General features: G+C 71.1%; 20 protein-coding genes. 11 read left to right on the top strand and 9 right to left on the bottom strand.

Annotated features, from left to right (window positions below; all coding sequences use genetic code 11):
* Nucleotides 1-74: 74 nt before the first annotated feature.
* Nucleotides 75-1,166, bottom strand: a complete 1,092-nt coding sequence (locus VT50_RS33650; protein WP_046084762.1) for a glycoside hydrolase family 172 protein — start codon at nucleotides 1,164-1,166, stop codon at nucleotides 75-77.
* A gap of 287 nt (nucleotides 1,167-1,453) precedes the next feature.
* On the opposite strand from VT50_RS33650, the gene VT50_RS33645 reads away from it, so the two are divergent.
* The 4 genes from VT50_RS33645 to VT50_RS33630 all read left to right on the top strand — a co-directional run bounded on the left by VT50_RS33645 (nucleotide 1,454) and on the right by VT50_RS33630 (nucleotide 7,025).
* A complete protein-coding gene (locus VT50_RS33645) occupies nucleotides 1,454-2,932 on the top strand; it encodes an FGGY-family carbohydrate kinase (protein ID WP_046084810.1) in 1,479 nt (492 codons plus the stop codon).
* A gap of 70 nt (nucleotides 2,933-3,002) precedes the next feature.
* Nucleotides 3,003-4,646: a fucose isomerase gene (locus tag VT50_RS33640; protein WP_046084761.1), complete on the top strand. Its 1,644-nt coding sequence runs from the start codon at nucleotides 3,003-3,005 to the stop codon at nucleotides 4,644-4,646.
* 101 nt (nucleotides 4,647-4,747) lie between these two features.
* Nucleotides 4,748-5,896: a DUF4185 domain-containing protein gene (locus tag VT50_RS33635; RefSeq protein ID WP_078840579.1), complete on the top strand. Its 1,149-nt coding sequence runs from the start codon at nucleotides 4,748-4,750 to the stop codon at nucleotides 5,894-5,896.
* Between the two features lie 34 nt (nucleotides 5,897-5,930).
* Nucleotides 5,931-7,025: a hypothetical protein gene (locus VT50_RS33630; RefSeq protein WP_143645309.1), complete on the top strand. Its 1,095-nt coding sequence runs from the start codon at nucleotides 5,931-5,933 to the stop codon at nucleotides 7,023-7,025.
* A 22-nt stretch (nucleotides 7,026-7,047) separates the two neighbouring features.
* Here VT50_RS33630 and VT50_RS33625 read toward each other — a convergent pair whose 3' ends face one another.
* The gene (locus VT50_RS33625) at nucleotides 7,048-7,890 is read right to left on the bottom strand and encodes an AraC family transcriptional regulator (RefSeq protein WP_046084760.1); all 843 of its coding nucleotides are present in this window, start codon (nucleotides 7,888-7,890) and stop codon (nucleotides 7,048-7,050) included.
* Between the two features lie 100 nt (nucleotides 7,891-7,990).
* On the opposite strand from VT50_RS33625, the gene VT50_RS33620 reads away from it, so the two are divergent.
* The 6 genes from VT50_RS33620 to VT50_RS33595 all read left to right on the top strand — a co-directional run bounded on the left by VT50_RS33620 (nucleotide 7,991) and on the right by VT50_RS33595 (nucleotide 16,311).
* The gene (locus VT50_RS33620) at nucleotides 7,991-8,953 is read left to right on the top strand and encodes an MBL fold metallo-hydrolase (RefSeq protein WP_046084759.1); all 963 of its coding nucleotides are present in this window, start codon (nucleotides 7,991-7,993) and stop codon (nucleotides 8,951-8,953) included.
* 48 nt (nucleotides 8,954-9,001) lie between these two features.
* Nucleotides 9,002-9,715: a GntR family transcriptional regulator gene (locus tag VT50_RS33615; RefSeq protein WP_046084758.1), complete on the top strand. Its 714-nt coding sequence runs from the start codon at nucleotides 9,002-9,004 to the stop codon at nucleotides 9,713-9,715.
* 175 nt (nucleotides 9,716-9,890) lie between these two features.
* Nucleotides 9,891-10,955: a pyridoxal phosphate-dependent aminotransferase gene (locus VT50_RS33610; protein WP_240529411.1), complete on the top strand. Its 1,065-nt coding sequence runs from the start codon at nucleotides 9,891-9,893 to the stop codon at nucleotides 10,953-10,955.
* A gap of 116 nt (nucleotides 10,956-11,071) precedes the next feature.
* Nucleotides 11,072-13,186, top strand: a complete 2,115-nt coding sequence (locus tag VT50_RS33605) for a hydantoinase/oxoprolinase family protein (protein WP_046084756.1) — start codon at nucleotides 11,072-11,074, stop codon at nucleotides 13,184-13,186.
* On the top strand, nucleotides 13,183-14,916 hold the full coding sequence (locus VT50_RS33600; protein WP_046084755.1) for a hydantoinase B/oxoprolinase family protein: 1,734 nt from the start codon (nucleotides 13,183-13,185) through the stop codon (nucleotides 14,914-14,916). The genes VT50_RS33605 and VT50_RS33600 overlap by 4 nt, the downstream gene beginning before the upstream one ends.
* Nucleotides 14,917-14,946: 30 nt before the next feature.
* Nucleotides 14,947-16,311, top strand: a complete 1,365-nt coding sequence (locus VT50_RS33595) for an MFS transporter (RefSeq protein WP_046084754.1) — start codon at nucleotides 14,947-14,949, stop codon at nucleotides 16,309-16,311.
* A gap of 27 nt (nucleotides 16,312-16,338) precedes the next feature.
* Here VT50_RS33595 and VT50_RS33590 read toward each other — a convergent pair whose 3' ends face one another.
* Complete coding sequence (locus VT50_RS33590) at nucleotides 16,339-17,454, bottom strand: AI-2E family transporter (protein WP_046084753.1); 1,116 nt, start codon at nucleotides 17,452-17,454, stop codon at nucleotides 16,339-16,341.
* Nucleotides 17,455-17,527: 73 nt separating this feature from the next.
* Nucleotides 17,528-18,457 carry an EamA family transporter gene (locus VT50_RS33585; protein ID WP_046084752.1) on the bottom strand — a complete coding sequence of 310 codons (930 nt, stop codon included), beginning with the start codon at nucleotides 18,455-18,457 and terminating at the stop codon, nucleotides 17,528-17,530.
* A gap of 54 nt (nucleotides 18,458-18,511) precedes the next feature.
* On the opposite strand from VT50_RS33585, the gene VT50_RS33580 reads away from it, so the two are divergent.
* Nucleotides 18,512-19,036, top strand: a complete 525-nt coding sequence (locus VT50_RS33580; protein ID WP_046084751.1) for a MarR family winged helix-turn-helix transcriptional regulator — start codon at nucleotides 18,512-18,514, stop codon at nucleotides 19,034-19,036.
* Between the two features lie 59 nt (nucleotides 19,037-19,095).
* On the opposite strand, the gene VT50_RS33575 is transcribed toward VT50_RS33580, so the two are convergent.
* From VT50_RS33575 to VT50_RS33555, 5 genes are all read right to left on the bottom strand, one after another.
* Nucleotides 19,096-19,998, bottom strand: a complete 903-nt coding sequence (locus VT50_RS33575) for a glycoside hydrolase family 16 protein (RefSeq protein ID WP_240529409.1) — start codon at nucleotides 19,996-19,998, stop codon at nucleotides 19,096-19,098.
* A gap of 428 nt (nucleotides 19,999-20,426) precedes the next feature.
* Nucleotides 20,427-22,016, bottom strand: coding sequence for an ABC transporter ATP-binding protein (locus tag VT50_RS33570; protein ID WP_046084806.1), 1,590 nt, complete (start codon nucleotides 22,014-22,016; stop codon nucleotides 20,427-20,429).
* Between the two features lie 398 nt (nucleotides 22,017-22,414).
* On the bottom strand, nucleotides 22,415-23,290 hold the full coding sequence (locus VT50_RS33565) for an ABC transporter permease (RefSeq protein WP_046084750.1): 876 nt from the start codon (nucleotides 23,288-23,290) through the stop codon (nucleotides 22,415-22,417).
* 65 nt (nucleotides 23,291-23,355) lie between these two features.
* The gene (locus VT50_RS33560) at nucleotides 23,356-24,309 is read right to left on the bottom strand and encodes an ABC transporter permease (RefSeq protein WP_046084749.1); all 954 of its coding nucleotides are present in this window, start codon (nucleotides 24,307-24,309) and stop codon (nucleotides 23,356-23,358) included.
* Complete coding sequence (locus VT50_RS33555; protein ID WP_046084748.1) at nucleotides 24,306-25,925, bottom strand: ABC transporter substrate-binding protein; 1,620 nt, start codon at nucleotides 25,923-25,925, stop codon at nucleotides 24,306-24,308. Before VT50_RS33555 ends, VT50_RS33560 begins: the two co-directional genes overlap by 4 nt.
* Between the last annotated feature and the right edge of the window lie 31 nt (nucleotides 25,926-25,956).

The following is a 25,956-nucleotide window of genomic DNA, read 5'->3' as shown; positions in this document are numbered from 1 at the left end:
GGAGTGGGATGGGGCTGGGATGTGCGGGTGGGGGGAATGGGGGGCTGGGACTGGTGGAGAAGGCCGCTGACGGCTCAGTCGACTTCGAGCGTGAGCAGGTCCGGTGTGGCCGGGCGGGACGCGGACGACGGGGCGTCCAGGTAGAACAGCGAGGTGCTGGCGATGTCATCGCTGGTGTGCCGGTAGCGGTGCGGCAGCCCGTTGCCCTGCCCGGGGCCGATGCCGAGGCTCTGCACGGTCACGCGCAGGTCCTCGGAGAAGTGGATGGGGTCCAGGAGGTGCCATCGGTACATCCCGAACCGCTGCTGGCTCTGGTACAGCCCGTCCGGGCGCAGGATCTGGTTCAGGCCCAGATACGGGGTGGTGTAGGCGGTGTAGCCCTGGCCGGGGACGTCGAAGTTCCAGGCGCCGCCGAAGTAGTCCTCGGTGCCGGTGCCGCAGAGCGTGGGGAACTCGTCGTCGCCGTCGAGGTAGAACTTCAGCTCGCCCTCGCCCCACCAGCCGGGGCTGTTGACGCCCCAGGCCAGATAGGTGCCGACATAACTGCCGGCGCCGGTGACCGTGTCGAGCAGGGTGTGCACCTCGCCGTACGGCACCGGGTGGCTGCGGCGCCACTGGGCGTGGAACCAGAGGGCGTCGTCCCCGACCTCGTCCAGCTCGTAGTCCACCTGGTAGTAGAGCGTGACCTTCTCGGCGGTCAGGTTCTCCAGGGTGATGCGGGCCCTGCGGTGGAAGGGCATCGGCCAGTACGCGTTGAAGCCGCCGTTGGGATTGGCGGCGATGGGCACGGACGAGACCTGGCTGAAGGTGTTCCAGCCGTTGCAGAAGAGGTCACCGAGCGGGACCTCGACCGCCGGTTCCTCCTCGTCCTCCCAGTACATCCGCAGCAGGGTGCCCCGCCAGGCCCGGTGGGGGTCGGTGGTGCACCACAGGTGGCGGATGGTGCCCGGACCCTCGATGTCGGCGAGCACGGCCGTCGTGCCGGGGGCGATGTCGATGCTGGGGGAGATCTTCCAGCCAGGCCCCAGCCTGCTCGCCGCGACCGCTCCGGTGCCCTCCGTGGCACGGCCGCCACCCGACTCGGCGCCCGTGGTGTTCTCGGCGCTGATGGAACGGCTCACGGCTCGCGTCCTGCGGGAGATGCCGTCGAGTCCATAGGTCGTCATCGTGTCTTGCCCTCATGGGTGGGGTACGGGGCGCGCGCCGACGGGCCCTGACCAGGCGCCGCGACGTGCGGAGAACGGCGTTGCCAGCGTGCTCCGGCAGCCCGCTTGAAATCCATTTCACCGCAACGTAGAGCGGCCCCTAGGGGGTGTCAAGAGGTGAGCAGGAGGAGACATGTGGCTCACCACGGGGTGGCCCCATGCGCTGCTGATATGGCTTTTCGCCAGGGGAAAGGCCATTCGTGTGGCATCCCTTGACGGTGAAATCGATTTCTGTCAGCGTGCTCGCCATGCCTCGCAACGCAGTCATCGGAGTGGACATCGGCACCTCGAGCAGCAAGGGCGTCCTCGTCGGTCTCGATGGCGCACTGATCCGCTCGGCCACCCGGGAGCACACCCCCGCACGACCGGGCCCCGGCCACTTCGAGATGGACGCCTCCGTCTGGTGGCGCGAGTTCACCGAACTCGCCCAGGAACTGACCGCCGCGGAGGACACCACCGTGGTCGCCGTCGGAGTCAGCGGCATGGGGCCCTGCGTCCTGCTGACCGATGAGCACGACGCCCCGCTGCGTCCCGCCGTGCTCTACGGTGTGGACACCCGCTCGGTCCGTCAGATCCGGCACATCGAGGCGCGGCTCGGCGCCGACGAGATCATCCGCCGCGGCGGCTCCGCCCTGACCACCCAGGCCGCCGGGCCGAAGATCGCGTGGATCGCCGAGGAGGAGCCCGGGCTCTACGCACGGGCCAGGCGCCTGTACATGCCGAGCTCCTGGCTGGTGCGCAAGCTCACCGGGAACTACGTCCTGGACCACCACTCGGCCAGCCAGTGCACCCCGCTGTACGACACCCTCGGCCGCGAGTGGTACGCCCCCTGGGCCGCCGAGGTCGCCCCCGGGATCGAACTGCCACCGCTGCGCTGGCCCGGCGAGTCGGCCGGTGCCCTCACCTCCGAGGCCGCCACGGCGACCGGTCTGCCCGCCGGGATCCCCGTCACCACCGGCACCATCGACGCCTGGGCCGAGGCCCTGAGCGTGGGCGCGCAGAACATCGGCGATCTGATGCTGATGTACGGCACCACCATGTTCCTCATCCACACCGTGCCCAAGCCGCTGACCAGCCCGTCCCTGTGGGGCACCGTCGGCGCCCTGCCAGGGACCCGGAACCTGGCCGGTGGCATGGCCACCTCCGGGGCGGTGGCCAACTGGCTGAAGGACCTGTTCGCCGACGGCGACCACGCCCGACTCACCGCGCTGGCCGCCGAGTCGGGCGTCGGCGCCAACGGCCTGCTGATGCTGCCGTACTTCTCCGGCGAGCGCACCCCGATCATGGACCCCGACGCCCGCGGAGTGATCGCCGGGCTGACCCTCTCCCACACCCGCGGCGACCTCTACCGGGCCGCACTCGAGGCCACCGGGTTCGCCGTCCGCCAGAACGTCGAGGCCATCGAGGCGGTCGGCGGCGACATCCGCCGTGTGGTGGCCGTCGGCGGCGGCACCCAGGGCTCACTGTGGACACAGGTCGTCTCCGACATCACCGGCCGCCCACAGGAGTTGCGCACCATCACCATCGGCGCGGGCTACGGCGACGCGCTGCTGGCCGCCCAGCTCGTCGGCGAAGCCGCCATCGACGACTGGAACCCGGTACGCGAGACGGTGGCCCCGCGCGCCGAACACACCGGGCGCTACGACGACCTGTACGCCCTCTACCGGCGGCTGTACCCGGACACCGCCGCGACCGTCCACGCGCTGGCGGCCCTGCAGGAGCGCTGAGCGCTCCCACGGCGCTCCCCGAGCGCACCGCACCACCGCGCACCAACCACGCACCACCAACGGAGACCGCATGACCACGTACACCCTGCCCGAGCTCCAGCGCCCGCCCGCCGCCGAGCCGGCCACCGTCTACACCGTGGCCAGCGGCGACCTGCGCCCCGCCGCCAATGTCACCTGCTGGCCCACCCAGGAGAAGTTGGAGGGCGACCTCGCCACGGCCCTCGGGGACCTCGGCTGGAAGGTCCGCCGGGGCCACGCGGTGGACGAGGCCAAGGGGCACGGGTTCATCGACAGCCAGCGCGCCGGAATCGAGGTCTTCAAGCACATACCCAAGGACGCCCCGCTCATCGTGGTCGAGGCCGTCTGGCAGTACAGCCACCACGTCCTCGCCGGGCTGCGCGACCACCGGGGCCCGATCCTGGTGGTGGCCAACTGGAGTGGCGAATTCCCCGGGCTGGTCGGCCTGTTGAACCTCGCCGGGAGCCTCACCAAGGCGGGGCGCGACTACGCGGTGCTGTGGAGCGCCGACTTCACCGACGACTGGGCGCGCGAATCGTTGCGCGGCTGGCTGGAGACCGGCACGCTCACCCATGACACCAGCCACGTCCGGCCCCTGCCGCCGCTGTCCGGTGCGGACCCCGAGACCGCGCTGGGCGTGGCGCTCGCCCGGCAGCTGCGCGAGGAGAAGGCGATCATCGGCGTCTTCGACGAGGGCTGCATGGGCATGTACAACGCCATCATCGACGACGAGTTCCTCAACCCGCTCGGCGTCTACAAGGAGCGCCTGTCGCAGAGCGCCCTGGTGGCCGAGATGAAGAAGGTGTCCGACGAGGAAGCCCAGCAGGTCCGGGCCTGGCTCGACCGGGCCGGGCTGACCTTCCACACCGGCACCGACGAGGCCACCGAACTCACCGACGCCCAGCTGCACAGCCAGTTCAAGATGTACATCGCCGCGGTGCGCATCGCCGACGACTTCGGGCTCGACGCGGTCGGCATCCAGTACCAGCAGGGCCTGAAGGACACCGTCCCGGCGAGCGACCTCGCCGAGGGGCTGCTCAACAACGTCCAGCGCCCGCCGGTACGCAGCCGCGACGGCGTCCGGGAGCTGTACGCGGGCGCGCCGCTGCCGCACTTCAACGAGGTGGACGAGGGCGTCGCCGTGGACTCCCTGGTCACCAACCGCATCTGGACGGCGATGGGCCTGGACCCGGCCACCACCCTGCACGACATCCGCTGGGGCGAGGAGTACGACGGCCGGTTCGTCTGGGTCTTCGAGATCTCCGGCTCGGTGCCCGCGTCCCACAACGGCGGCTACGACAAGTCGTACAGCATGCGCCAGCCCCCGATGTTCTTCCCGCTCGGCGGCGGCACCCTCAGCGGCGTCTCCAAGCCGGGCGAGATCGTCTGGTCGCGGGTGTTCCTGATGGACGGCGGGCTGCACGCCGACCTCGGCCGCGCCACCTCGGTCGAGCTGCCCGAGGAGGAGACCCGGCGCCGGCTCGACGCCACCAACCACCAGTGGCCGATCATGCACGCGGTCCTGCACGGCGTCACCCGCGACCAGTTCATGGCCCGCCACCGCGCCAACCACCTCAATGTGGCCTACGCACCCGACGCGGCGACCGCCGACAAGGCGCTGCGCGCCAAGGCCGCGCTCTTCGCCGAGCTGGGCGTCGAGGTGCACCTGTGCGGGGACGTGGCGGTCCAGCCGTAGCCGTCGCGCAGAGCCGTAGCCGTAGCCGTACGCGTAAAGCCGTAGCCGTACACGTAGCCGTGGTCACAGCCGTAGAAGCGCACGATTCCGAGGAGTCGCACATGGCAGCTTCATCAGATCCCCTCAGCACCGGAACGACCGGTGGGGCGACCGCAGAAACAGCTGGCGGGGAGCGCGCGGGAGCGGCCGGTGGCCCCGGCCGCCGTCTGGTGCTCGCCGCCGGTCTCGGCCTGGCCACGGCGGCGGCCGGGCTGACGGCGGGGGCGCCGCGGGCGAGCGCCGCCGCCACCGCCATCACCGGTACGAAGGTCAGGAACCTCACCGGCCCGGCCGAGACGGGCCCGTTCGCCGTGCCCTGGACCGACCTCGGTATCCCCGTCCGCTGCCCCGACGGCACGATGCTGTTCGTATGCGGCGACACCTTCGACGGAGGCGGCGTGGGCGGCCCCAACTGGCGGGCCCCGGTGGGCCTGCGGGCCCGCCACCCCGATCTGAACGCTCTCGTCATCGACGACAGCGTGGGCGGTTCACAGGCCGTGGGCCTGGTCCCGGAGAGCCACGAGAACAACACCACCGCCATACCGTCGGACGTCTTCACCGTCGGCGACACGATGTACATGCACCTGATGCGGGGTGTTCTGTACCAGACCCACCACTCCGACTTCTGGCGCTCGACGGACAACGGCCAGACGTGGGAGTACCTGTGCCAGTGGTCAGGCGACCAGTACGGCGGCCAGTTCCAGCAGAAGACCTACGCGGTGGCGGACGACGGCTACTGCTACGTCCTCTCCAGCGTGTTCAGCCGGGACGTGGCCTCCGACCTGCTGCTCCACCGCGTTCCGCAGGACCTGCTGGGCGACCCGGCGGCGTACCAGCCGTGGGGCTACGCGAACGGCGCCTGGGCCTGGGGCAACTACCCGACCACCGTCACCGCCCGGCGCAGGTTCGGTGAGATCTGCTTCCGTGCGATGGCCGGCAAGTACGCCCTGACCTGGCTGAACATGGAGCCCCTTGACATCCGCGCGCAGGTCTTCGCGCTGCCGACGAGCGATCTGTTCGCCACCCCGGAGCAAACCCTCATCGTCCCCACCACCCCCGGCGACGAGTCCGGCAACGCCGTGGCCAACCCCTACGGCGGCTTCATCGTCCCGGGCTCGACCTTCGGCACCTTCCACCTTGCCGTGAGCCAGTGGTACGACGACCAGAACTACCGGGTGATGCAGTACCGGATCAACGGCCTGGCCGCCTGAGCACGCCGCCACGGACACCCGCGAGGAGCACACCGTGCGACGATCCAGACTCCTGATGACCCTGGCGGCGGGGCTCGCCGTCGTGACGATGGCGACCGTACCCGCCGTCCAGGCGAACGGCGCGGCCACCGGCCACGGCCGTGCGGCCGGGCGCGGAACATTCACGGCCGCCACCTCCATCATGGACCGCTCCACCTGGCAGTTCTACTCCGGTGCCAGCGGCGGCACCCCGCGGTGGTCGTCCGACATCGACCAACGGGTGTCGGTCCTCCACGACGACCACCGCGTCTACCAGAACGTGGGCACCCCGGACCGGGTCAAGGACCTCAGCGTGATCAGCCAGGGCGGCGTGGTCTACGACAAGGCGCTGAAGCGCTACCTCTACACGTCCTGGACGGAGTACACCTACGAGTTCTACGAGGCGCCCACGCCCTGGGGTCCGTGGAAGCACTTCACCCCCAAGGACTTCGGCGGCTACCCCTGGACCCACACCAAGCACGGCGGCTACGCCACCACCATCCCGTCGAAGTACATCAGCGCGGACGGCAAGTCGATGTGGCTGCAGTCCAATGTCTGCCCCTGCGGCGGCGGTTACCCGGCGGGCGACTTCTGGGCGTACACCTTCTCACTGCGCGAGATGTCCCTCACCCCCTCGGTCCCCACCACCCCGGACAACCCCCCGGACGCCTCCCGCGACCTCGCCCGCGAACCCGGCACCGTGCCCGTCGAACGCGCCACCCACTTCGGCCGCGCGATCTACAACGACGGTGACACCACCCAGAGCGAGGACGACTGGAACGACGAACGCAAGCCGACCAGCTGGTGGGGCTACACCTGGCCGCGTACGTACCGCCTCAACCAGGTGGCCTACACCACCGGCACCATGTTCGGCGACGGCGGCTGGTTCAGCAGCCCACCCAAGATCCAGGTCCGCCGCGACGGCACCTGGACCGATGCCACCGGCCAGCGCGTCACCCCGTCCTACCCCACCTCCTCGGCCGCCGGTACGCACAAGACCTACGTCTTCGACTTCGACACCACCACCGGTGACGGCGTCCGCGTCATCGGAGGCTCCGGCGGAACGCAGACCTTCACCTCCCTCGCCGAACTGACGGCCACCTACCGCTGAACGCCCGCCCACCGTGGTGGACTCAGGTGCCCGGTGCCCGGCCCGCGGCCTTCCGGTACCGCCCCGGGGTGGTACCGAACTCCCGCTGGAAGGCGTGTGAGAGTGCGTACGGGCTGCCGTAGCCGACCCGGGCGGCGATGGACGCCAGGGTGTCCGAGGTGTCCCGGAGCAGGGTGGCGGTGAGAATGACGCGCCACCATGTGAGGTACGCCATCGGAGGGCGGCCCACCAGGGCGGTGAACCGGCGCGCCAGGGTGGGGCGGGAGACGCTCACCGCCGCGGCCAGGCGCTCGATGGTCCACGGGGCGGCCGGATCCGAGTGCAGCGCCCGCAGCGCGGCGGCCGTCACCGGGTCGCCGAGGACACGGGGCCAGGCCCCGCTGGTGGCCTCGGCCATCCAGGCGCGGATCATATAGACGAGGAGCAGGTCGAGCAGGTTCGGCAGCGCGATGCAGGAGCCGGGCCTGCTGTCGTCCAGTTCGCCGGCGAGCAGGTCGATCGCGGCGCTCAGCTCGACATGGCCGCCCACGCGGCTGGGAAGGTGGATGACCCGGGGCATCTCCGCCAGCAGCGGGTGGATGCGGCTGCAGTCGAGCCGGTACTGGCCGCAAAGGACCTCCGCAGCGGTCGGGGAGCCGCCGAGCGCATGGCCCGTGCCATGGGGGAGCAGCACCGCGTCACCCACGCCGAGGGTCACCGGGTCACCGCCGTCGGGCAGCAGCGAGCAGCCGCCCTTGAGCACCACATGGAAGCCCGCGCCGCCGAAGGGGGGAAGCCGTGTGCATCCGCTGCCGTCGATCCGCAACCGGTGGGAGGAGGGGTGCCCCAGCCGCATCGCGGAGATCGCGTCGCTCACCACATCCATGTGCGCAGAGTACGTTCCGTATGAGGCATGAGACGGATGCGCATCTCAGTGAGCCGGACGCGCATTGAACGGCTCGTGCGGACTTCTTAGCGTCGGCCGCATGACGAATGAGAGTGTGCACCACCTCGTGCTGGGCGATGTCGAGGTCATCCGGGTCGTGGAGTGGCAGGGCCCGTTCGTGCCCGTCCCCGACCTGGTCGCGGAGACCGTCGGAGAGGTGTGGAGGGACAACGAGGACTGGCTGGCGCCGGACCACTGGGAGCCGGAGACCGACCGGCTGGTGTTGGCGCTGCAGACCTGGGTGCTGCGCAGCGCCGGGCGGACCGTCCTGGTCGACACCGGAGTGGGCAAGGGGCGCGAGCGGCCGGGCTCGCCGCCGTTCCACCACTGGCGGGGCGATCTGCTCGGCTGTCTGGCGAAGGCGGGCGTCCGCGCCCAGGACGTGGACGTCGTCGTCAACACCCATCTGCACATCGACCACGTCGGCGGGAACACGGTCGAGGCGGACGGGGAGTGGACACCGGCGTTCCCCCGTGCCCAGTACCTCATCCCGGCCGCCGACGACGCCCACTTCGGTCCGGAGGGCGGGTACGGCAACGGCTCACAGGCGGACGGCCGCCTGATCTACGAGGACAGCGTCGCGCCCGTCCACCGGGCCGGGCAGGCCGTGCGGTGGGACGGCCACCACCGCATCGACGAGCACCTCACCCTGGAGTCCGCGCCCGGTCACACCCCGGGCTCGTCCGTGCTGCGGCTCGCCTCCGGCGGTGACCGGGCCGTCTTCGTCGGAGATCTGCTGCACAGCCCGGTGCAGATCCTCCGGCCCTGCTGCAACAGCAACGCCTGCCTGGACTCGGAACGGGCGGCGGCGAGCCGTCTGCGCGTCCTCCAACGCGCGGCCGACCAAAGGGAGTTGCTGGTACCCGCGCATTTCTCCGGTGGCGCGGGCGCCGTGGAGGTCCGGCGGGGAGGCGGGGGGTTCACCCTGGGCCCGTGGGCGAGCTCCCTTCTCGTCGGGCAGAGCCGCGGACCGGATGGCGATCACCCGTACCCCACCAGCTGAGATCTTCACGGGAAGGAACTGAGATCGCGATTGCGCTAGGATGGGACGGTGAAGTATCTGCCAGCCATCCTGAGTGAAGACCATCCGAGTCTCAGCGCCACCGAGCGCGCCTACGCCACCATCAAGCGCCAGATCATCGAACTCGAGCTGGAGCCAGGTGCCCACGTCACCAAGTCGGCCCTCGCACACCGGGCCGGTGCCAGTACGATGCCCGCCCGGGAGGCCCTGACCCGGCTGCAGCGGGACGGTCTGGTGCAGGCGCTGCCCCGCTCGGGCTATCGCATCCTGCCGGTCACCCTCAAGGGGACGCGTGATCTCTGCGCCTTCCGCCGGCTGCTGGAGGTCGAGGCGGCGGGGCTCGCCGCGGAGATCGGCTGCCCCGAGCGCGAGCTCGCCCGGATGGAAGAACTCCTGTCGGTCACCTACCAGACGGGGGCCCCGGCCAGTCTCGACGCGTTCCTCCACGCCAATCTCGAGTTCGACGCGATCATCGCCAACCGGTGCGGCAACGACATGCTGGCTCGGGCGGTCATCCGGGTCTTCGACGAGTTGGAGCGGGTCCTGCGGATCACCTTGAAGTTCCTGCCCTTCTCGGACTCCGCCGTGCACCAGCGGCGGGAGATCCTCGAGGCCATCCGGGACCGTGACCCGGCCGCGGCCCGCGCGGCCATGGACGCCCGCACTCGGACCGCCCAGGAGCAGATCATCGACCAGCTGGTGTCCCATGCGTCGCTCGCCGAGGTCAGCATCAGCGTCACCTGAGCCCGGAGGACGCGGCAAGACGGTCCGGGCCCCGGTGCGCGGCTGCCCGGCTGCCCGGCGGACCAAGACTCGTGAAGGGAATCTGATGAAGCTGGAACGCCTACCGGCTCTCGAACTCGCCGATCGCGCCCCGACCGCACCACCGAGCCACGCTGCCGCAGTCCCCTTCCGGGGCGTGCCGGCGCTGCCCATGCCGGAGCACGTCGTGGAGGCGGTGCGGACCGCCGCGGCTGAGGTGTTCCCCCGGAACAGCCGCGGTTCCGAAGCGCTCCGCCAGGCGATCGCCTCGCATCTGGAGGCCGCGTACGGGCTCGCCGTGGACCCGGGGCGCGAACTGCTGATCACCCACGGTGCCCAGCACGGCATGAGCGTGGCGCTGAGGGCCCTGCTGTCGCCGGGCGACGACGTCGTGGTCCCCGCTCCCAGCTATTTCTTCGACGGCATGATCCGCCTGGCGGGGGCCCGCCCGGTGTACGTACCGTCCGACGAGAGCCGTGGCTGGGACCACGTCCCGGCCGCGGTCGAGGCCGCGATCACTCCGGCCACCCGGGCGCTGCTGATCTGCAACCCCAACAATCCGACCGGTTATGTGCCCGGCCGGGAGCGGCTGTGCCAGCTGCTGGCCATCGCCGCGCGCCACGGTCTGATCGTCCTCTCCGATGAGTCCTACGAGCGGTACGTATGGGACGGGCCCGGCTATGTGCCGCACATGCTGCTCCGCGACCACCATCCGGACCTGGTCACCGTGACCAGCCTCAGCAAGAACTACGCCTTCAGCAGCTGGCGGATCGGATATGTGCACGCCCCCGCCCACCTGCTGGAGCCGATACACCACGCCTTCGAATGGGACGCCATCAACGTCGGCGACGTGGCCCAGGCCGCGGCGCATGCCGCCATGACCGGACCACAGCACTGGATAGAAGAAGAGTTCGCCACCATGCGGGCCAGGCGTGACATTCTGCGCGGCGGGCTGGAGCGTGCCGGTCTCGCTTCGGTGCGCCCCGACGCAGGCGTTTTCGTCTTCGTCGACTGCACCCCCCTGGGATTCCGCGGGCGCCGGCTGGAGCGGCTGCTGCTGGATCACGGCATGACGGCCATCGCGGGAGACGCCTTCGCGGGGCCGGATACCCACGTCCGCATGGTGTACGGGGGATCCGCCGCCGACCTCGAGGAAGTGGGGCGGCGGCTCGGGGAGTTGACACGGGGGTACGGCGAGGTGCCGCACGAGCAAAGAGGCTGATGCGTCAGGGATCCTACTTTCCCATTGCTGAGATCTCAGATCTGCCTTATGGTCATCGCAGCTGCCGGAGAGGCGGCGTGAGGGAGCCCCCAGGGCCGCCTTTCAAGGAGCCGAACATGCCAGGACCCGCTGTGACCGAGCTCGACGGAAGCTGGCGAGTGGCCGCCGACATCGGCGGGACCTTCACCGATGTCATCGCCCTCGGCCCGGGCGGCCGGGTCGTCCCCGTCAAGGTCCTCTCCACACCGCCGGACTTCGGCAGCGGCGTCCTCGGCGGAACCCGGGCCGCGCTCTCCGCGGCGGGCGCGCTTCCGCACCAGGTCACGGCGATGCTGCACGCCACCACGGTGGCCACCAACGCCATTCTGGAGATGCGCGGAGCACCTACCGCCCTGGTGACCACGCGGGGGTTCCGGGATGTGCTGGAGCTCGGGCGCCTGCGCCGCCCCCTGCTGTACGACCTCTCCTGGCAGCGCCCGGCCCCGCTCGTTCCCCGGCGCCACCGCTACGAGATCGACCAGCGCATCACCGCCGACGGCCGCCTCGAACCCCCTGCGGACTCCGCCGAGCTGGCGCGGGTGGCCGGCGAGATCCGGGCCGCGGGCATCGAGGCGGTGGCGGTGTGCCTGATCAACTCCCATGTCCGTCCCGAGGAAGAGCGCCGGGTCGCCGCCGAACTGCGGGCCCTCCTCCCCGGCACCTATGTGACCGCCTCCGTCGACATCACACCTCAGCCACAGGAGTACGAGCGCACCAGTACCGCGGTGGTCAACAGCTATGTGGGGCCCCAGGTCCATGACTATGTCACGGCGCTCGGCGAGGGTCTGCGGGACGCGGGCGTCTCCGCACCCTTGATGATCATGCAGTCCAGCGGTGGCCTCCTCGACGCCCCCTCAGTGGTGGGGCGCCCGGTACAGATCATCGAGTCGGGGCCCGCCGCCGGCGTCATCGCCGTACGGAAACTCTCCCAGCTCATGGGCCTGGACTCGGTGGTCGCCTTCGACATGGGCGGCACCACGGCCAAGGCATCCCTGATCGAGAACGGGGAACCGTTCGTCGCCGGTGACTACGAGGTCGGCGGGGGCATGAACATCACCCGCGGCATGGGCAAGGGTGCCGGATACGCGCTGCGCGTGCCCTCCATCGACATCGCCGAAGTCGGTGCGGGCGGGGGCAGTGTCATCTCCACCGATATCGCCGGATCCCTGCGGGTCGGACCGGAGAGCGCCGGATCCCGGCCCGGTCCCGCCTGCTACGGCAACGGAGGGACCAGCCCCACTCTGACCGATGCCAATGTGGTCCTGGGCTACCTCAGCCCCCAGGCCCTGGCGGGCGGACGGGTGACCATCGAGCCGGACCTCGCCCGGCGGGCCATCGCCCCGGTCGCCCAGGACCTCGGCATCGACATCCCGGCGGCCGCGCGCGGAGCCTACGAGGTCGCCGTGTCCAGCATGACCAAGGCCGTCAAGGCCGTCACCAGCGAACGCGGCCGCGATCCGCGGGAAGCGGTCATGGTGGCCTTCGGCGGCGCCGGGCCCCTCTACGGCGCCGCCATCGCCCGGGAGCTCGGCATCGGTACCGTCATCGTCCCCGTGCACACCGGGCTGTTCAGCAGCCTGGGGCTGCTCGTCGCCGACACCGAAAGGCAGTCGGTGGTGCCCCACCGGGCCGACCCCGACGCGCTGGACCTGCTCGGCGCGGAGTTCGACCGCATGGCCAAGGAGGTCACCGAGGCCCTGCGGGAGGCCGCCCCCTCGGCGCACACCGAGGTACGGCGGGTCTTCGACATGCGCTACCGCGGCCAGCGGTTCGAGCTGTCGATCACCGTCCCCGACGGGGAGCTGGACCCCGGCCTGATGGCCTCCGTACGCCAGCGGTTCCACGCCGAGCACCACCGCACCTACGGACGCGCGGGCACCGACGAACTCGTGGAGATCGTCAACCTCCGCGTCCGCGGGCGGGTGCCCAACCCCGTCGGTGTCGAGCGGCTGCTGAGCCTGCCGCCGTCGGCGCCCGGTGCCGGAACGACCCGGGAGTGCCGGTTCGACCAGACCGAGCCGACCCCGGTCATCCCCCGCGCCGCACTGTCACCGGAGCCCCGGCCGGGCCCCCTCGTCATCGAGGACATGGACTCCACCACCCTCGTACCGCCGCCCGCCACCGCCCATCGCGACCGCTTCAACAACATCGTCATCAGCTGGACGGCCACAGCCCCGGAGGCCACCTCATGAGCCCGCGCCCGATCCGCGACGCCGCCACCTTCGAGGTCTACCGGAACGCGGTGACCGGACTCGCGGACGAAATGGCGATCACCATCCTGCGCACCGCGCACTCCCAGATCGTCGCCTCCAGCATGGACTTCTCGGCCGCGCTGTGCGACGCCTCGGGACGGGTGATCGCCCAGGCCAACACCTGTCCGGTGCACCTCGGCTCCATCCCCGAAGCCATGAGCGCCGTACTGACCGCCTTCGGCGACTCCGTACGCCCGGGCGATGTCTATCTGCTCAACGATCCCGACCTGGGCGGCATGCACCTGCCCGACATCTTCGCGATCGCCCCGGTGTTCACCTCCGGGCAGGAACTGCTCGGCTACTCGGTCACCGTCGTCAACCACGTGGACGTGGGAGGCTGGGCCGCGGGATCCATGGCGGTGCAGTCCACCAGCATCTTCGCGGAAGGCGTGCAGATACCGCCATCGCGGCTGTGCGACGCGGGCACCCTCAACGAGACCTTCCTCGCGCTCATCCTCCGCAACGTACGCGAGCCTGACCTGCTCCGCGGCGACCTGGACGCACAGCTCGCCGCTTGTCACGCGGGCGGGGAAGGGCTGAAGGCACTGGCCGGACGCCACGGCACCGACGGGCTGGCCGCACTCAACGAGCAACTGCTCGCCCACTCCGAGACCCTGCTGCGCGCGGCCCTCGCCAACGCACCCGACGGCTCCTACGCGTTCGAGGACTTCATCGACGACGACGGCATGGGCTCGCCGCCCATCCCCTTCCGCGTCACCATCACCATAGCCGGGGACACCCTGCACCTGGACTTCACCGGGTCCTCCCCGCAGGTCGCCTCGGCCCTCAACGCCACCGAGTCCTTCACCCGTTCCGCGTCCTACGCGGCCATCCAGGGCGCCCTGGGATCCGACATCCCGGCCAACAGCGGCTTCTACCGGCCACTCACCTTCACGATTCCCCGGGCCTCCATCCTCAACGGCCGACGACCCTCGGCCCGCGGCGCCCGCGGCCTGGTCGCCTACCGCATCATCGACACCGTCCTCGGAGCGCTGGCCCCGGTCTTTCCCGACCGGGTCCCGGCCGCGGGCGACGGCGGCCCGGACTCCGTGGCCATCGGCATCACCGGGGAGGACGGAACCACCAACGTCCTGTGGGACATCCTGTGCGGGGCCTGGGGAGCCCGTCCGGACCGCGACGGTGTGGACGGCGTCAGCCCGCTCGGCGCCAACCTGGCCAACGTGCCGGTGGAGGAGCTCGAGCGGTCCGGCCATGTGCGCATCGACGGCTACGGCTATCTTCCCGACACCGGCGGCCCCGGCCGCTGGCGCGGCGGCCTGTCGACCTTCCGCGATATGACGGTCCTCGCCCCCGCGGTCTCCGTACAGATCCGCTCCGACCGGCGCACCCACCTGCCGTACGGTCTCGGGGGAGGGGCCCAGGGCACGCCGTCGTCCAACATCCTCAACCCCGGCACCCCACGGGAGCGGACCCTCCCCGCCAAGGTCGTCCAGCCCCTCGCCGCGGGCGAGCGCCACCGGCACGTCACCGCCGGCGGAGGCGGCCACGGGGACCCCTTCGCCCGGGATCCCGACCGTGTGCTGCGGGACGTACTCGACGGGAAGGTCACCGTCTCCGGCGCGATCCGCGACTACGGAGTCGTCATCACCCCCGACGGCGCGATCGACACGGCGGCGACCCGGCGGCGGCGCGCCGCGCGGCGCCGCTAGCACCGCCCCGCCCACCGAGAGGACCCCGTCATGGCCGAGGTCACCGCCCTGACACCGACGGACGATGACATGCGCCGGGTGTGGCGCAAAGTAGGCATCCGCATCATCCCGCTCATCGGCCTCGCCTATGTGATGAGCTATGTCGACCGTGCCAACCTCGGCTATGTGGCACCGTCGCTCAACAAGAGTCTCGGCATCACCGCCGGACAGCTGGGCCTGGCCTCCGGCCTGTTCTTCATCGGCTACATCCTCGTGGAAATCCCCAGCAATATGATGCTGCGCCGGTTCGGGGCACGGAAGTGGATCACCCGGATCCTGGTCTCCTGGGGCCTCGTCACCATGGGAACCGCGGCCGTGCAGAGCGTTGTCCAGCTCTATGTCATGAGAGTCCTGCTCGGATTCGCGGAGGCCGGGCTGGCGGCCGGGATCCTGCTGTATATGACCTTCTGGTTCCCCAGGAGACAGCGCGGCTGGGCCATGTCGGTCTTCTTCATCATGATCCCGCTGTCCGGCATCATAGGTTCGCCCCTCGCCGCGGCCATGCTGTCCTGGGGCGAACGGCTCACCGGGTACGCCGGGTGGCGATCGCTGTTCTTCACCGAGGGCCTGTTCACCGTTCTCTCCGGAGCCCTGGTCTACCTCCTTCTGCCGGACCGGCCCGCCGACGCGAAGTGGCTGACACCCCAGGAGAAGGACGCCATCCAGCGTCGGCTCACCCTGGAAACCGCCCAGCAGAACGCGCACGGCGCGCTCACCGGGATGCGTCAGGCGCTCTCCAGCGGACGCGTGTGGATGCTGTCCTTCGCCTTCTTCGCCATCGTCTTCGGCCTGTACCCCATCGCCTTCTTCCTGCCGACGATGATCGCCACGCTGGCCGGGAACGCCTCCACGATCTCGGATGTCAGCAGTGTGCTGCTCGCCGGCATCCCATCGGCCATCGCCATCGTCGCCATGCTCGCCTGGGCCAGGGTGGCGGCGCGCCGGTCCGTGGTGTTCTCCACGGCCATACCCCTGGCCTTCGGCGCCGTGGGCCTGCTGCTGGCCACCTTCACCCATGACGACGTCCTGTTCATCGGGGCGTTCTGCGTCAGCGTCTCCGGCGTCTACACCGCGATGCCGCAGTTCTGGCGACTGCCGCCGCTGTGCCTGACCGGTGCCGCCGCGGCCTCGGGCATCGCGCTGATCAACTCGGTGAGCAACGCCAGCGGATTCATCGGCCCCTATATGACCGGCGCCATCGCGGACGCGACCGGAGACTTCACCTACGCCCTGCTGGCCATCGCTCTCATGCTCGCCACCGGGCTGGTGATCCTGCTGACGGCCGGGCGAAAGGCCGAACGGGCCACCGCCCAGGAGCCACTGGACCAGCCCCATGACACGGCGAAGATCGGGTGACCGGCCCCCGTTGGTACGCGGGGACGTCTACGACACGACCGCGCCATCGGCGTGCTGGTCATCGTTCTCCGGCTCCTGTGGCGGATGGCTGAGCTGCTCGCGCAGGTAGCTCCAGACCACCGCGATCAGCGCGGCCACCGGTACGGCCAGCAGACTGCCCACGATCCCGGCCAGGCTGCCGCCCAGTGTCACCGCGAGCAGGACGACCGCCGCGTGCAGACCGAGCCCGCGGCTCTGGATCATCGGCTGGAACACATTGCCCTCCAGCTGCTGCACCACGACGATGATCGCCAAGGCGATCAGGGCGTCCGTCGGGCCGTTGAACACCAGCGCGATGAGCACCGCGACCATACCCGCGAACAGGGCCCCCACGACGGGGATGAACGCGGAGATGAAGGTCAGGACCGCCAGCGGCAGCACCAGCGGTACTCCCAGGGCCCACAGCCCGAGTCCGATGAGGATGGCGTCGAGCAGACCGACGAACGCCTGGGAACGCACGAAGGCGCCCAGCGTGTCCCAACTGCGCTCGGCCACGGCGGGGATGTCGGTGGCGAGCCGGCCGGGGAGCTGCCGGGCGAGCCACGGCAGGAACCGCGGACCGTCCTTGAGGAAGAAGAACATCAAGAAGAGCGCCAGGACGGCGGTGATCACACCGTCGACCACGGTGCTCACCCCGGCGACGACGGCGGTGACCAGGCTTCCGGCACTGCTCTGCAGCCGGGCCGCCGCGGTGTCGGTGGCCTGCGAGATCTGGGCGTCGTCAATGTTCAGCGGCGGCCCGGCGGCCCATTCGCGCACCCGCTGGATGCCTTCGGTCACACCGTTGGCCAGCTCACCGGACTGGGACGCCACGGGCACCGCGATCAGCGCCACGATGCCCGCGGCGACCAGGAGGAACAGCAGGGTCACCACCGAGGCGGCCAGCGCGGGGGGCCATCCGTGCCCGCGCAGAAAGCGGGCCAGGGGCCAGGTCAGCGTGGTGAGGAGCAGGCCGATGACGAGCGGCCAGATGACCGACCACATCTGGCCCAGGGTCCACAGGGCCGCCGCGGCCATCAGGAGGACCACCAGCAATTCGAGCGAGACGCGTGCCGATGAGTGGAGCGCGGCGCGGGTTTTCGTTGAACTCAACGTGCGAGACATGGGGCCACCCGTACCCCATGAGCACCATCCGACGCTGCCTTTCCTGAGCACTGTAGCCAAAGTCCCAGTGATCTCACCGGGGTTGGGGGCGGGACGGCGGGGGATCCGGTGCGGGGCACCGGTGGGGGCCGGGCCGCGGGGGCGTCCGGCCGGCGCCGCGCAGGCCCGCGCGGGTGGGCCGTCCGAGCATGACTCCGGCCAGGACCAGCACCAGGCCGCACAGCTGCTGAACGGTCAGCGTCTCCGTGCCGACCATCGTGCCGAGCAGCACACCCGTGACGGGGTTGAGCAGCCCGATCAGGCCCATGGTCGCCGCGGGCAGATGCCGCAGCCCGGTGAACCAGGCGGTGAAGGCCAGCGCGGTGGCGACCAGGGAGACATAGCCGAAGGCTACGAGCGCCGGTGTGGAGAGCGCGGGCGGAGGGCCCTCCGCCACCGCGGCGACCGGAAGCAGGAACAGCCCTCCGGCGGTCAGCTGCCAGGCGGTCGAGGCGAGCACATCGGTATCGGCGTTCCACCGCTTGGTCAGGATGTGGCCGAAGGACGACACCAGCATGGCGGCGGCCGAGGCGAGGACTCCCGGCACGCTCACCCCGTCCGCTCCCGGGAGCAGCATGAGGCACACTCCGGCGAGCCCGACCACGGCACCGGCCAGGTGGGCGGTCCTTGGCCGTTCGGACACCAGGGGCCAGGCGATGAGCGTCATCGTCAGCGGGGACATCGCCATGACGGTGGACGCGACGCTCGTCGGCAGCAGCTGGGAGGCGACGTAGACGAGGGCGAAGAACACGCTCACATTGAGCGCTCCGAGCACCGCGGACCGCCACCACCACCCACCGTGCGGCCGCCGCCACCCGCACAGCGCCAGCAGGACGAGCCCCGCGGGCAGCGCCCGCAGAGCGGCCCCGTACAGCGGGCTTCCGGCGGGAAGGTATTCGTGGGTGACGAAGTAGTTGGCTCCCCACGCCACCGGCGCGACCGCGGTCAGCGCCACCCAACGCATATGAGCTTCCATGGAAGACAAATATAGCTTCCCGGGAAGCTATATTTGTCTTCCATGGAACATCCGCAACCGCTGGACCGTGTGGCCCGCATCCAGGCCGACTGGCGCCGCGAACGGCCCGACCTCGACACCTCGCCGCAAGGAGTGATCGGCCGACTGCACCGGCTGGCCGGTCGGCTCACCGAAGAACTCTGCCGCGTATACGGCCACTACGACCTCAGCGAGGGGGAATTCGACGTGCTGTGCGCACTGCGCCGCGCCGGTGAACCCTATGAACGCGCTCCCGGCGAGCTCGCCGCGCACACCATGGTCACCACCGGTGCGATGACCAAGAGGATCGACCGCCTCGAACGAGCCGGACTCGTCACCCGCCGCCGCTCGGACGACGACCAGCGCGGCAGGATCGTCGCCCTCACGGGACCGGGGCGTGAACTGATCGACGAGGCGTTCACCGACCATATGCGCAACGAACGCGATCTGCTGAATCTGCTGACACCCGCGGAGGCCGGGACGCTCGAGGCGCTGCTCACGACGTGGCTCTCCCGCCTGGAAGAACCACGCCCTCCCCGCCCCGAGTGACCCGGCCCCTGAACGCGTGCTCGCGGATGCTCGCGGCGCCACTGGCTCACCTTCCGGCGCTACTGGCTCACCTTGACGGAGAACCAGTCCACGCTCATCCCCTCACCGGAGGTGGTGTCCGCCCCGGGCGAGGTGCAGCCGCAGACCTTGTTCGGATAGGAGCCGCCGACCGCCACGTTGAAGATGGCGAAGAACCCGTGGTCGACCGCCTTCTTCCAGGTCTCGGCCGACACCTGGTCCTGCTTCACCGTGAAGGTCTCCTTGCCGTCGCGGTAGAAGCGCAGTTGCTCGGCTGAGGTGTCGGTGCGATCCACGATCACGGAGTAGGTGTGGTAGTCGGTCTGACAGCCGTCGCACGGCAGCAGATCGCTGCTGATCCCGTCCGGGTCGTGGCACTCACCGGCCCACTCACCGCAGTGGAAGGTGTGCGAGTGCTTGTTCAGCCCGTTGACGGCTTCCATGATGTCCAGCTCGCCGATGCTCGGCCAGTTGGTGGCGCTCACCGGGCGGGCGTCGGCGCCCATGGCCCAGAAGGCGGGCCAGATGCCGAGGGCCTTCTCCGGATTGGGCTGCTTGAGGGACGCGCTGATCTCCAACTGGCCACCGGCGGGCGCCTCGAAGTCGGTGCGCTGGGTCTCCACCCGGCCCGAGGTCCAGTTCCCCGAACCGTCGCGGATTGGCTTGATCACCATGTGACCGTCGCCGTCGTGGTAGACGTTCTCGGTGGAGTCCGTGACCGACTCGATCTCGCCGGTGCCCCAGTTCGCGGCGCCGCCCGGGTAACCGGTGCCGATGTCGTACAGCCAGTCGTCCTTGTTCAGGCCGGTGCCCGCCGCGCCGTCGAAGTCGTCCTGGAAGACGGTGGTCCACTCGGCCTTGGCCGAGGTCTCGCCCGCGGCGGCGGTGTTGGAGGACACCGTGAGCGCCAGCAGACCGGTCACGGGGAGCGACAGGGCGGCCACGAAGGCCAGGAGGCGTCGTCGTCGGCGGCGGGGTGTGGCGTCCGCCGTTGTGTCTGTGTCTGAGGAAGTGATTCTGAACATGTGGGGGGCTGCTTTCGTTTGAAGGTGCCGCGGTGATGTGTGACTGGGATGTGCGAGTTCCCGTAGCCCGCTCCTGGCGTGGGGGTGATGGAGACCGGGCTACGGGAACTCGGGCACAGTGGGCAAAGCGAGCGCCATCGGGGGCGTGAGAGCGCTCACACAGAATGACTGTCTTGGACCCTGCCCTTGTCGGTCAAGTGCCGTGCTGGCTTTACTAGTTGAATGAAAGCTCCCGGCATGACCTCGTCGCCGCGGAAGTATCGATCGCCCCACTTCAGAGTTGGAGACATGCCGGGGGAGGCGGCACTCGCGCTCGCCAACTCTTGACGGCGCGTGGCGATTCCCTGTCACGTGCCGCGTGTTGAGGCGCGGGCGGTCGCCGCGGTCTGCAGGAGGGACGCGGTGACCGGGTGCTCCGGTGCGGTCAGTACGCGTGGGGCCGCCCCCTGCTCGACGAGTTCTCCGGCGTCGAGGACCGCGATGTGGTGGGCGAGCGCCGCGACGTCCAGATCATGGGTGATGAGGAGCAGCGAGAGGTCATCGCGGTCACGGAGCAGCTGGGCGAGGAGTTCCAGGAGGCCGCGGCGGTTGAGGGTGTCGAGGCCGGAGGTGATCTCGTCACAGATGAGGACGCGGGGCCGGGCGAGCAGGGCGCGGGCGAGAGCGGCGCGCTGGAGTTCGCCGCCGGAGAGCTGAGGTGGGCGCCGGTCGGCCAGGTCCTTCGGCAGGCCGAGACGGGTCAGGGTGGTCAGGGTCTCCTGCCGTGCCGCCTCCTTGTCGGTGCCGCGCAGACGTACCGCCGTGCGGGCGACCTGGTGCAGCACGGGACGGTGCTCGTCGAAGGCGGCGCGCGAGTCCTGGAAGACGTACTGCACGGCCGCCAGTTGGCCGCGGTCGCGGCTGCGCAGGGTGCGGGGCAGAGCGGTGGAGCCGAGGAGGACCTCCCCTTCGTGGTCCCGGTGGAGTCCGGCCAGGCAGCGGGCGAGCGTGGTCTTGCCGCTGCCCGAGCGGCCGACGACGGCCAGGCTTGTGCCGGGGTACAGGGCGAGGTCGGGAACGCGCAGCACCGTGGTCGGGCGGCCGTGGGCGCCGCCGTCGCGGTGGCGGGCGATCAGCCCGCGTATCCGCAGGACCGGCTCCCCGGTTCCGGCGGAGCGCCCGAGAGGTGTGAACTCCCGCTGAGCGCCGAGCTGTTCACGGGTCCACGGATGGCGTGGCGCGCTCCACAGGCGTTCGGCTGGGCCCGACTCCACGATTCTTCCGGCGCGCATGACCAGGACGTCGTCGGCGAGGGCGCGGACCACGTCGAGGTCGTGGCTGAGCAGCACGACGGCGATGCCCCGTGCGGCGACGGCCGCCAGCTGGCCGACGACGCGGCTCTTGGTGAGGGCGTCCTGGCCGGTGGTGGGCTCGTCGGCGACGATGACGCGGGCGCCGAGGAGGAGCGCCTGGGCGAGCACGACGCGTTGCTGCTGGCCGCCGGAGAGCTGGTGCGGATAGCGCCTCAGCAGGGTCTCGCCGTCCGGGAGCTGGGCCTCCGCCAGGGCGCGGACGACCCGCTCGCGGACCGCCGCCCGGCGCCGGGCGCGGGGGAGGTGGCGCACCTGGGACCGGGCGATGTCGGTCAGGAGGGCGGAGACGCGGCGGGCGGGGTTGAGCACGGCCGCCGGGTGCTGGGGGACATAGCCGACCAGGCCCTCGGAGGCCAGACGGACGTCGCCGCCGATCCTGGCCCCCGGCGGGTACTCACCGAGCAGGGCCAGACCGGTGGTGGTCTTGCCACTGCCGGAAGCGCCCACCAGGGCGGTGACCGTACCGGGCCGGGCCTCGAGGTTCACACCGTCGACGATCACCCTGCCGTCGATCTCCACGCGGAGGCCGCGGATCGCGGCGACGGGCCCGATGTCGGGGCCGACGGACTCGGGCTCGAGGCCCACGGCCCTGGTGTCGGGCTCCACGGCCCTGGTGTCGGGGCTCACGGACCTCGTGTCGGGGCCCACGGGCCCGGGGCCGAGGCCCACCGCCCTGGTGTCGGGGTTCACTCCCCCGGTGTCGATGCCCACGGGCCCGGTGTTGGGGTCCACCGTCTCGGTGTTGGCGCCTACGGGCCCGGTGTCGAGGTCCACCGCCTCGGCGTTGGCGTCCACCGCCCCGGGGCCGGGGCCCACCGTCCCGGTGTTGGGGGCCGCCGCCCCGGGGCCGCGGCCCACGGGAGCGGCGTCTGGGCCGAGGGGCCCTGTGTCGGGGGTGAGGGGTCCGGCCGGGTCTTCGGGGCCGAGGGGTGTGGCGTCGGGGGCGACGGGTGCGGCCGGGGGGTTGGTGTGCTTCCTGTGGTTCACCGGCGTGACTCTCCTGCCCGGTTCCGGTTGATCCCGCTCCGCGCGCCCCGGCGCGCCACGTGCCGTCGGCGGCCCGTGAGCGCGGCGTCGAAGAGGAGGTTGGTGCCCATCGTCAGGGCGACGATCAGTACGGCCGGGATGACCACGGCCCACGGCTGGACGAACAGACCGGTGCGGTTGCGGTCGACCATGACCGCCCAGTCGGCGGCGTCCGGCGCGACCCCGACGCCGAGGAACGCGGCCGTGGCGACCAGGTACAGCACGCCGGTCAGCCGGGTGCCCGCGTCGGCGGCCAGGGTGCGCAGCATGGAGCGCCCCACGTAACCGACGGCCATGCGCCACCACGTCTCGCCCTGCATGCGCAGCGCCTCGACCGCCGGGCGGGCGGCGGCCTCGGCGGCGGTGGCCCGTACGATACGGACCGCGTCGGGCACGTTGACCACCGCGACCAGCAGGGCGAGGCCGACGGCGCCGGGGGAGAACACCGAGGCGACCAGCAGGATCAGCAGCAGCGACGGCACGGCGAGCAGGACGTCCAGGGGCCGGATCAGCAGCTCCTCCAGCCAGCGGCGGTGGGTGAGCGCGCAGACCAGGCCCAGCGGGAGGGCGACGAGATAGGACAGCGCGGTGGCGGCGAGCGCGGTCAGCACGACCGGACGCCCGCCGTGCAGCACCTGCCGCCACACGTCGCGCCCCACGAAGTCGGTGCCGAGCCAGTGGCCGCCTCCGAGGGTGAAGGACGCGGCCCGCGGGCCCGGGGCGCCCGCGAACACCGGCCCGAGAAGGGCGAGTACGAGGGGTACGGAGACGACGGCGACGCCGAGCGCGAAGCGGCCCGTGCGCCCTTTCGCCGCACGGCCGGGCGTCGGCATCGGGCGGACACCCGCGCCCGGGGCGCCGGACGGCCCCCGCGGGGGACCCGCGACGGGAGGGGTGTTCACGCGGCCACCCCCGCCCGGGGCGCCAGCCGGTGGGTCACCAGGTCCGCGCCCAGGTTGAGGACGACGGTCAGGACGCCGAAGACGACGGCGAGGCCCTGGACGACGGGCACGTCCCGCTCGGCCACGGCGTTGAGCAGGACCGTCCCGAGGCCCGGGATCACAAACAGGGCCTCCACCACGACGACGCCGCACAGCAGCCAGTCGACGGTGCGGGCCAGCTGCTGGGCGGCCGGGGCGAGGGCGGCCGGGAGGGCATGGGCGTAATGGACCCTGGCCCCGGAGACGCCGTAGCGCCGGGCCTGCGCCACGTACGGGGAGGCGAGCGCGTCGACCATGCCCGCGCGCACCAGCCGGGACAGCGAGCACACCGGCCGGGACAGCAGGACGAGCACGGGCAGTACGAGCGCGGCCGGGTGGCCGAGCAGGTCGGTGCCGTAGCCGACGGCGGTCGGTGGCAGCCAGCCGAGCCGGAGCGCGAGTACGGTCACCAGCAGTACGCCGAGGGCGAACTCGGGCACCGCGTACACGGCCAGCGTCACCGAGCTGATCAGCCGGTCGACCAGGCGGCCTTCGTACCGTGCGGCCAGCACCCCGAGGCCGAAGGCGGCCGGGACGAGCAGCGAAACGGTGAGCGCGGCCAGCAGCAGGGTCGGCCCGAAGCCGTCGGCGAGGTAGGTGCTCACCGGGCGGCCGGAGGTGAGCGAGGTCCCCAGGTCGCCATGGAGCAGGCCCACGGCCCAGTCGGCCAGCCGCTCATGGGCGGGCCGGTCCAGCTGGAGGGCCGCGCGGATGGCCGCGATGCGCGCGGGATCGGGCTGGTCACCGGCCAGGGCGACCGCGGCATCGCCCGGCAGCGCCTCGGTGAGCGTGAAGACCAGCAGCACGACGGCCACGGTCTGGGCGCCGCCGAGCAGCAGCCGCCGGGCGACGAAGGAGCGCAGTCCGCTCACCCGAGCCACACCTTGTCGAAGCGCGCCCAGTCGAGGGTGTTGGCGGGCGCCTTGGACTCGACTCCCCTGACATTGCGCGCGGTGCCGAGGATCGAGTCGGCGAAGCCCCAGACCAGGAAGCCGCCTTCGGAGTGCAGGCGGCGCTGCATGCGCTCGTAGAGGGCGGCGCGCTCGGCCTTGCCCCTGGTGGACTGGGCCCGCCGGTAGAGCGCGTCGAAGTCCTTGTGGTGCCACTTGGTGGCGTTGGTGGTGGAGCCGGTGAGCAGCCGCTGGGAGATATGGGCCTCGATGGGCATGGCACCGGAGCGGTAGGAACACAGGACGCCGCCGTCCAGGATGTCGCTCCAGTACGAGTCCTTGCTGCCCATCTTCACATCGATCGTGACCCCCGCCTTCGCGGCCTGGTCGCGGAAGACGCTCGCGGACTCGGTGAACCCGGCGGCCACCGCCGAGGTGTCGAGGGTGACCCTCAGCTTCTCGGCACCGGCCGCCTTCAGCAGGGCGCGGGCCCGGTCGAGGTCCTGTTCGCGCTGCGGGAGGCCGTCGGCGTAGTACTCGTAGCCCCTGCCGAACAGATCGTTGCCTATCACCCCCGCCCCCGACAGGGCCCCGTCCAGGAGTTCCCCGCGGTCGGCGATCAGGAAGAACGCCTGGCGCACCCGCTTGTCGTCGAAGGGGGCCCGGTCGGTCTTCATCGCGAACCCCTGCATATCGCTGCCCCGGAGCCGGACGATGGTGATCTGCCCCTTGCCCTCGTGCGCGCGGGCGGTGGTGGGGTGGAGTTCATGGGCGTACTCGACCTGTCCGCCGAGGAGCGCGTTGACCCGGGCGGACTCCTCGTTGGCGACGATGAACTCGAGCTCGTCCAGGTGCGGGGCGCCGTCCCAGTAGTCCTCGTTGCGGCGGAAGACGGCCGACCGGCCGGGCGCGAAGGACACGAAGCGGAACGGCCCGGAGCCGATCGGCTTCTTGTCGAAGTCGGTGGTGTCCTGCGGCACGATGTACGCGCCGAACGCGGCCAGGACGTTGGGGAATTCGGCGGTGGGCCGCTTGAGGACGAACTCGATGCCGCGTTCGCCGGTCGCGCGGCTCGCGCCGAGGTCGATGGGTTCCAGGGACGCCTTGGCGCGGAACGCCTTCTCGGGGTCGGTGATCCGGCGGTAGCTGTGGAGCACGTCCTTCGCGGTGACCGGCCGGCCGTCGTGGAACGTGGCCCTGCGGAGGGTGACCCGCCACCGGTCCAGGGTCCTGTTCGGCTCCCACTTCTCGGCGAGGCGTGGCCGGGCGGACAGGTCGGAGCCGAAGTCGGCGAGCTTGTCGTAGAGGGCCTTCGCACGGGCGGCGTCGGAGAAGAGGTTGGCCAGGTGCGGATCGAGGGTTTCGCTCGCGCCGCCGCCAGGGAACGTGGCGCGCAGCCGTCCGCCACGCCGTGGGGTACCGGCGCCGCCGCCCGCTCCCGCGGTGTCATCGGTGCCGCCGCATCCGGTGACGGCGAACGCGCCGAGTGCTGACGCGCCCGCGGCGGCGAGGAAGCCGCGGCGGCGCAGTCCGGGGAAGTGGTGTTCGTCCGGGTGGTCGCCCACGGGGCGCAGGTGGCGGGCGGGTTCATCATGCATGCGGGTGTCCTCGGGGTGTGGGAAGTACCGG

Source organism: Streptomyces antioxidans (assembly GCF_000968685.2).
GTDB lineage: Bacteria > Actinomycetota > Actinomycetes > Streptomycetales > Streptomycetaceae > Streptomyces > Streptomyces antioxidans.
Note: the sequence above shows the minus strand (reverse complement) of the source record. Positions and strands in the feature narration are given on the sequence as shown.

Bases quoted from the DNA above. Each gene is read 5' to 3' on its own strand.
- VT50_RS33590 (WP_046084753.1), bottom strand. From the start codon at position 17,454: ATGTCTCGCACGTTGAGTTCAACGAAAACCCGCGCCGCGCTCCACTCA.
- VT50_RS33565 (WP_046084750.1), bottom strand. From the start codon at position 23,290: ATGCCGACGCCCGGCCGTGCGGCGAAAGGGCGCACGGGCCGCTTCGCG.
- VT50_RS33595 (WP_046084754.1), top strand. From the start codon at position 14,947: ATGGCCGAGGTCACCGCCCTGACACCGACGGACGATGACATGCGCCGG.
- VT50_RS33580 (WP_046084751.1), top strand. From the start codon at position 18,512: ATGGAACATCCGCAACCGCTGGACCGTGTGGCCCGCATCCAGGCCGAC.
- VT50_RS33640 (WP_046084761.1), top strand. From the start codon at position 3,003: ATGACCACGTACACCCTGCCCGAGCTCCAGCGCCCGCCCGCCGCCGAG.
- VT50_RS33620 (WP_046084759.1), top strand. From the start codon at position 7,991: ATGACGAATGAGAGTGTGCACCACCTCGTGCTGGGCGATGTCGAGGTC.
- VT50_RS33600 (WP_046084755.1), top strand. From the start codon at position 13,183: ATGAGCCCGCGCCCGATCCGCGACGCCGCCACCTTCGAGGTCTACCGG.
- VT50_RS33635 (WP_078840579.1), top strand. From the start codon at position 4,748: ATGGCAGCTTCATCAGATCCCCTCAGCACCGGAACGACCGGTGGGGCG.
- VT50_RS33555 (WP_046084748.1), bottom strand. From the start codon at position 25,925: ATGCATGATGAACCCGCCCGCCACCTGCGCCCCGTGGGCGACCACCCG.
- VT50_RS33645 (WP_046084810.1), top strand. From the start codon at position 1,454: ATGCCTCGCAACGCAGTCATCGGAGTGGACATCGGCACCTCGAGCAGC.
- VT50_RS33585 (WP_046084752.1), bottom strand. From the start codon at position 18,457: ATGCGTTGGGTGGCGCTGACCGCGGTCGCGCCGGTGGCGTGGGGAGCC.
- VT50_RS33625 (WP_046084760.1), bottom strand. From the start codon at position 7,890: ATGGATGTGGTGAGCGACGCGATCTCCGCGATGCGGCTGGGGCACCCC.
- VT50_RS33650 (WP_046084762.1), bottom strand. From the start codon at position 1,166: ATGACGACCTATGGACTCGACGGCATCTCCCGCAGGACGCGAGCCGTG.
- VT50_RS33605 (WP_046084756.1), top strand. From the start codon at position 11,072: ATGCCAGGACCCGCTGTGACCGAGCTCGACGGAAGCTGGCGAGTGGCC.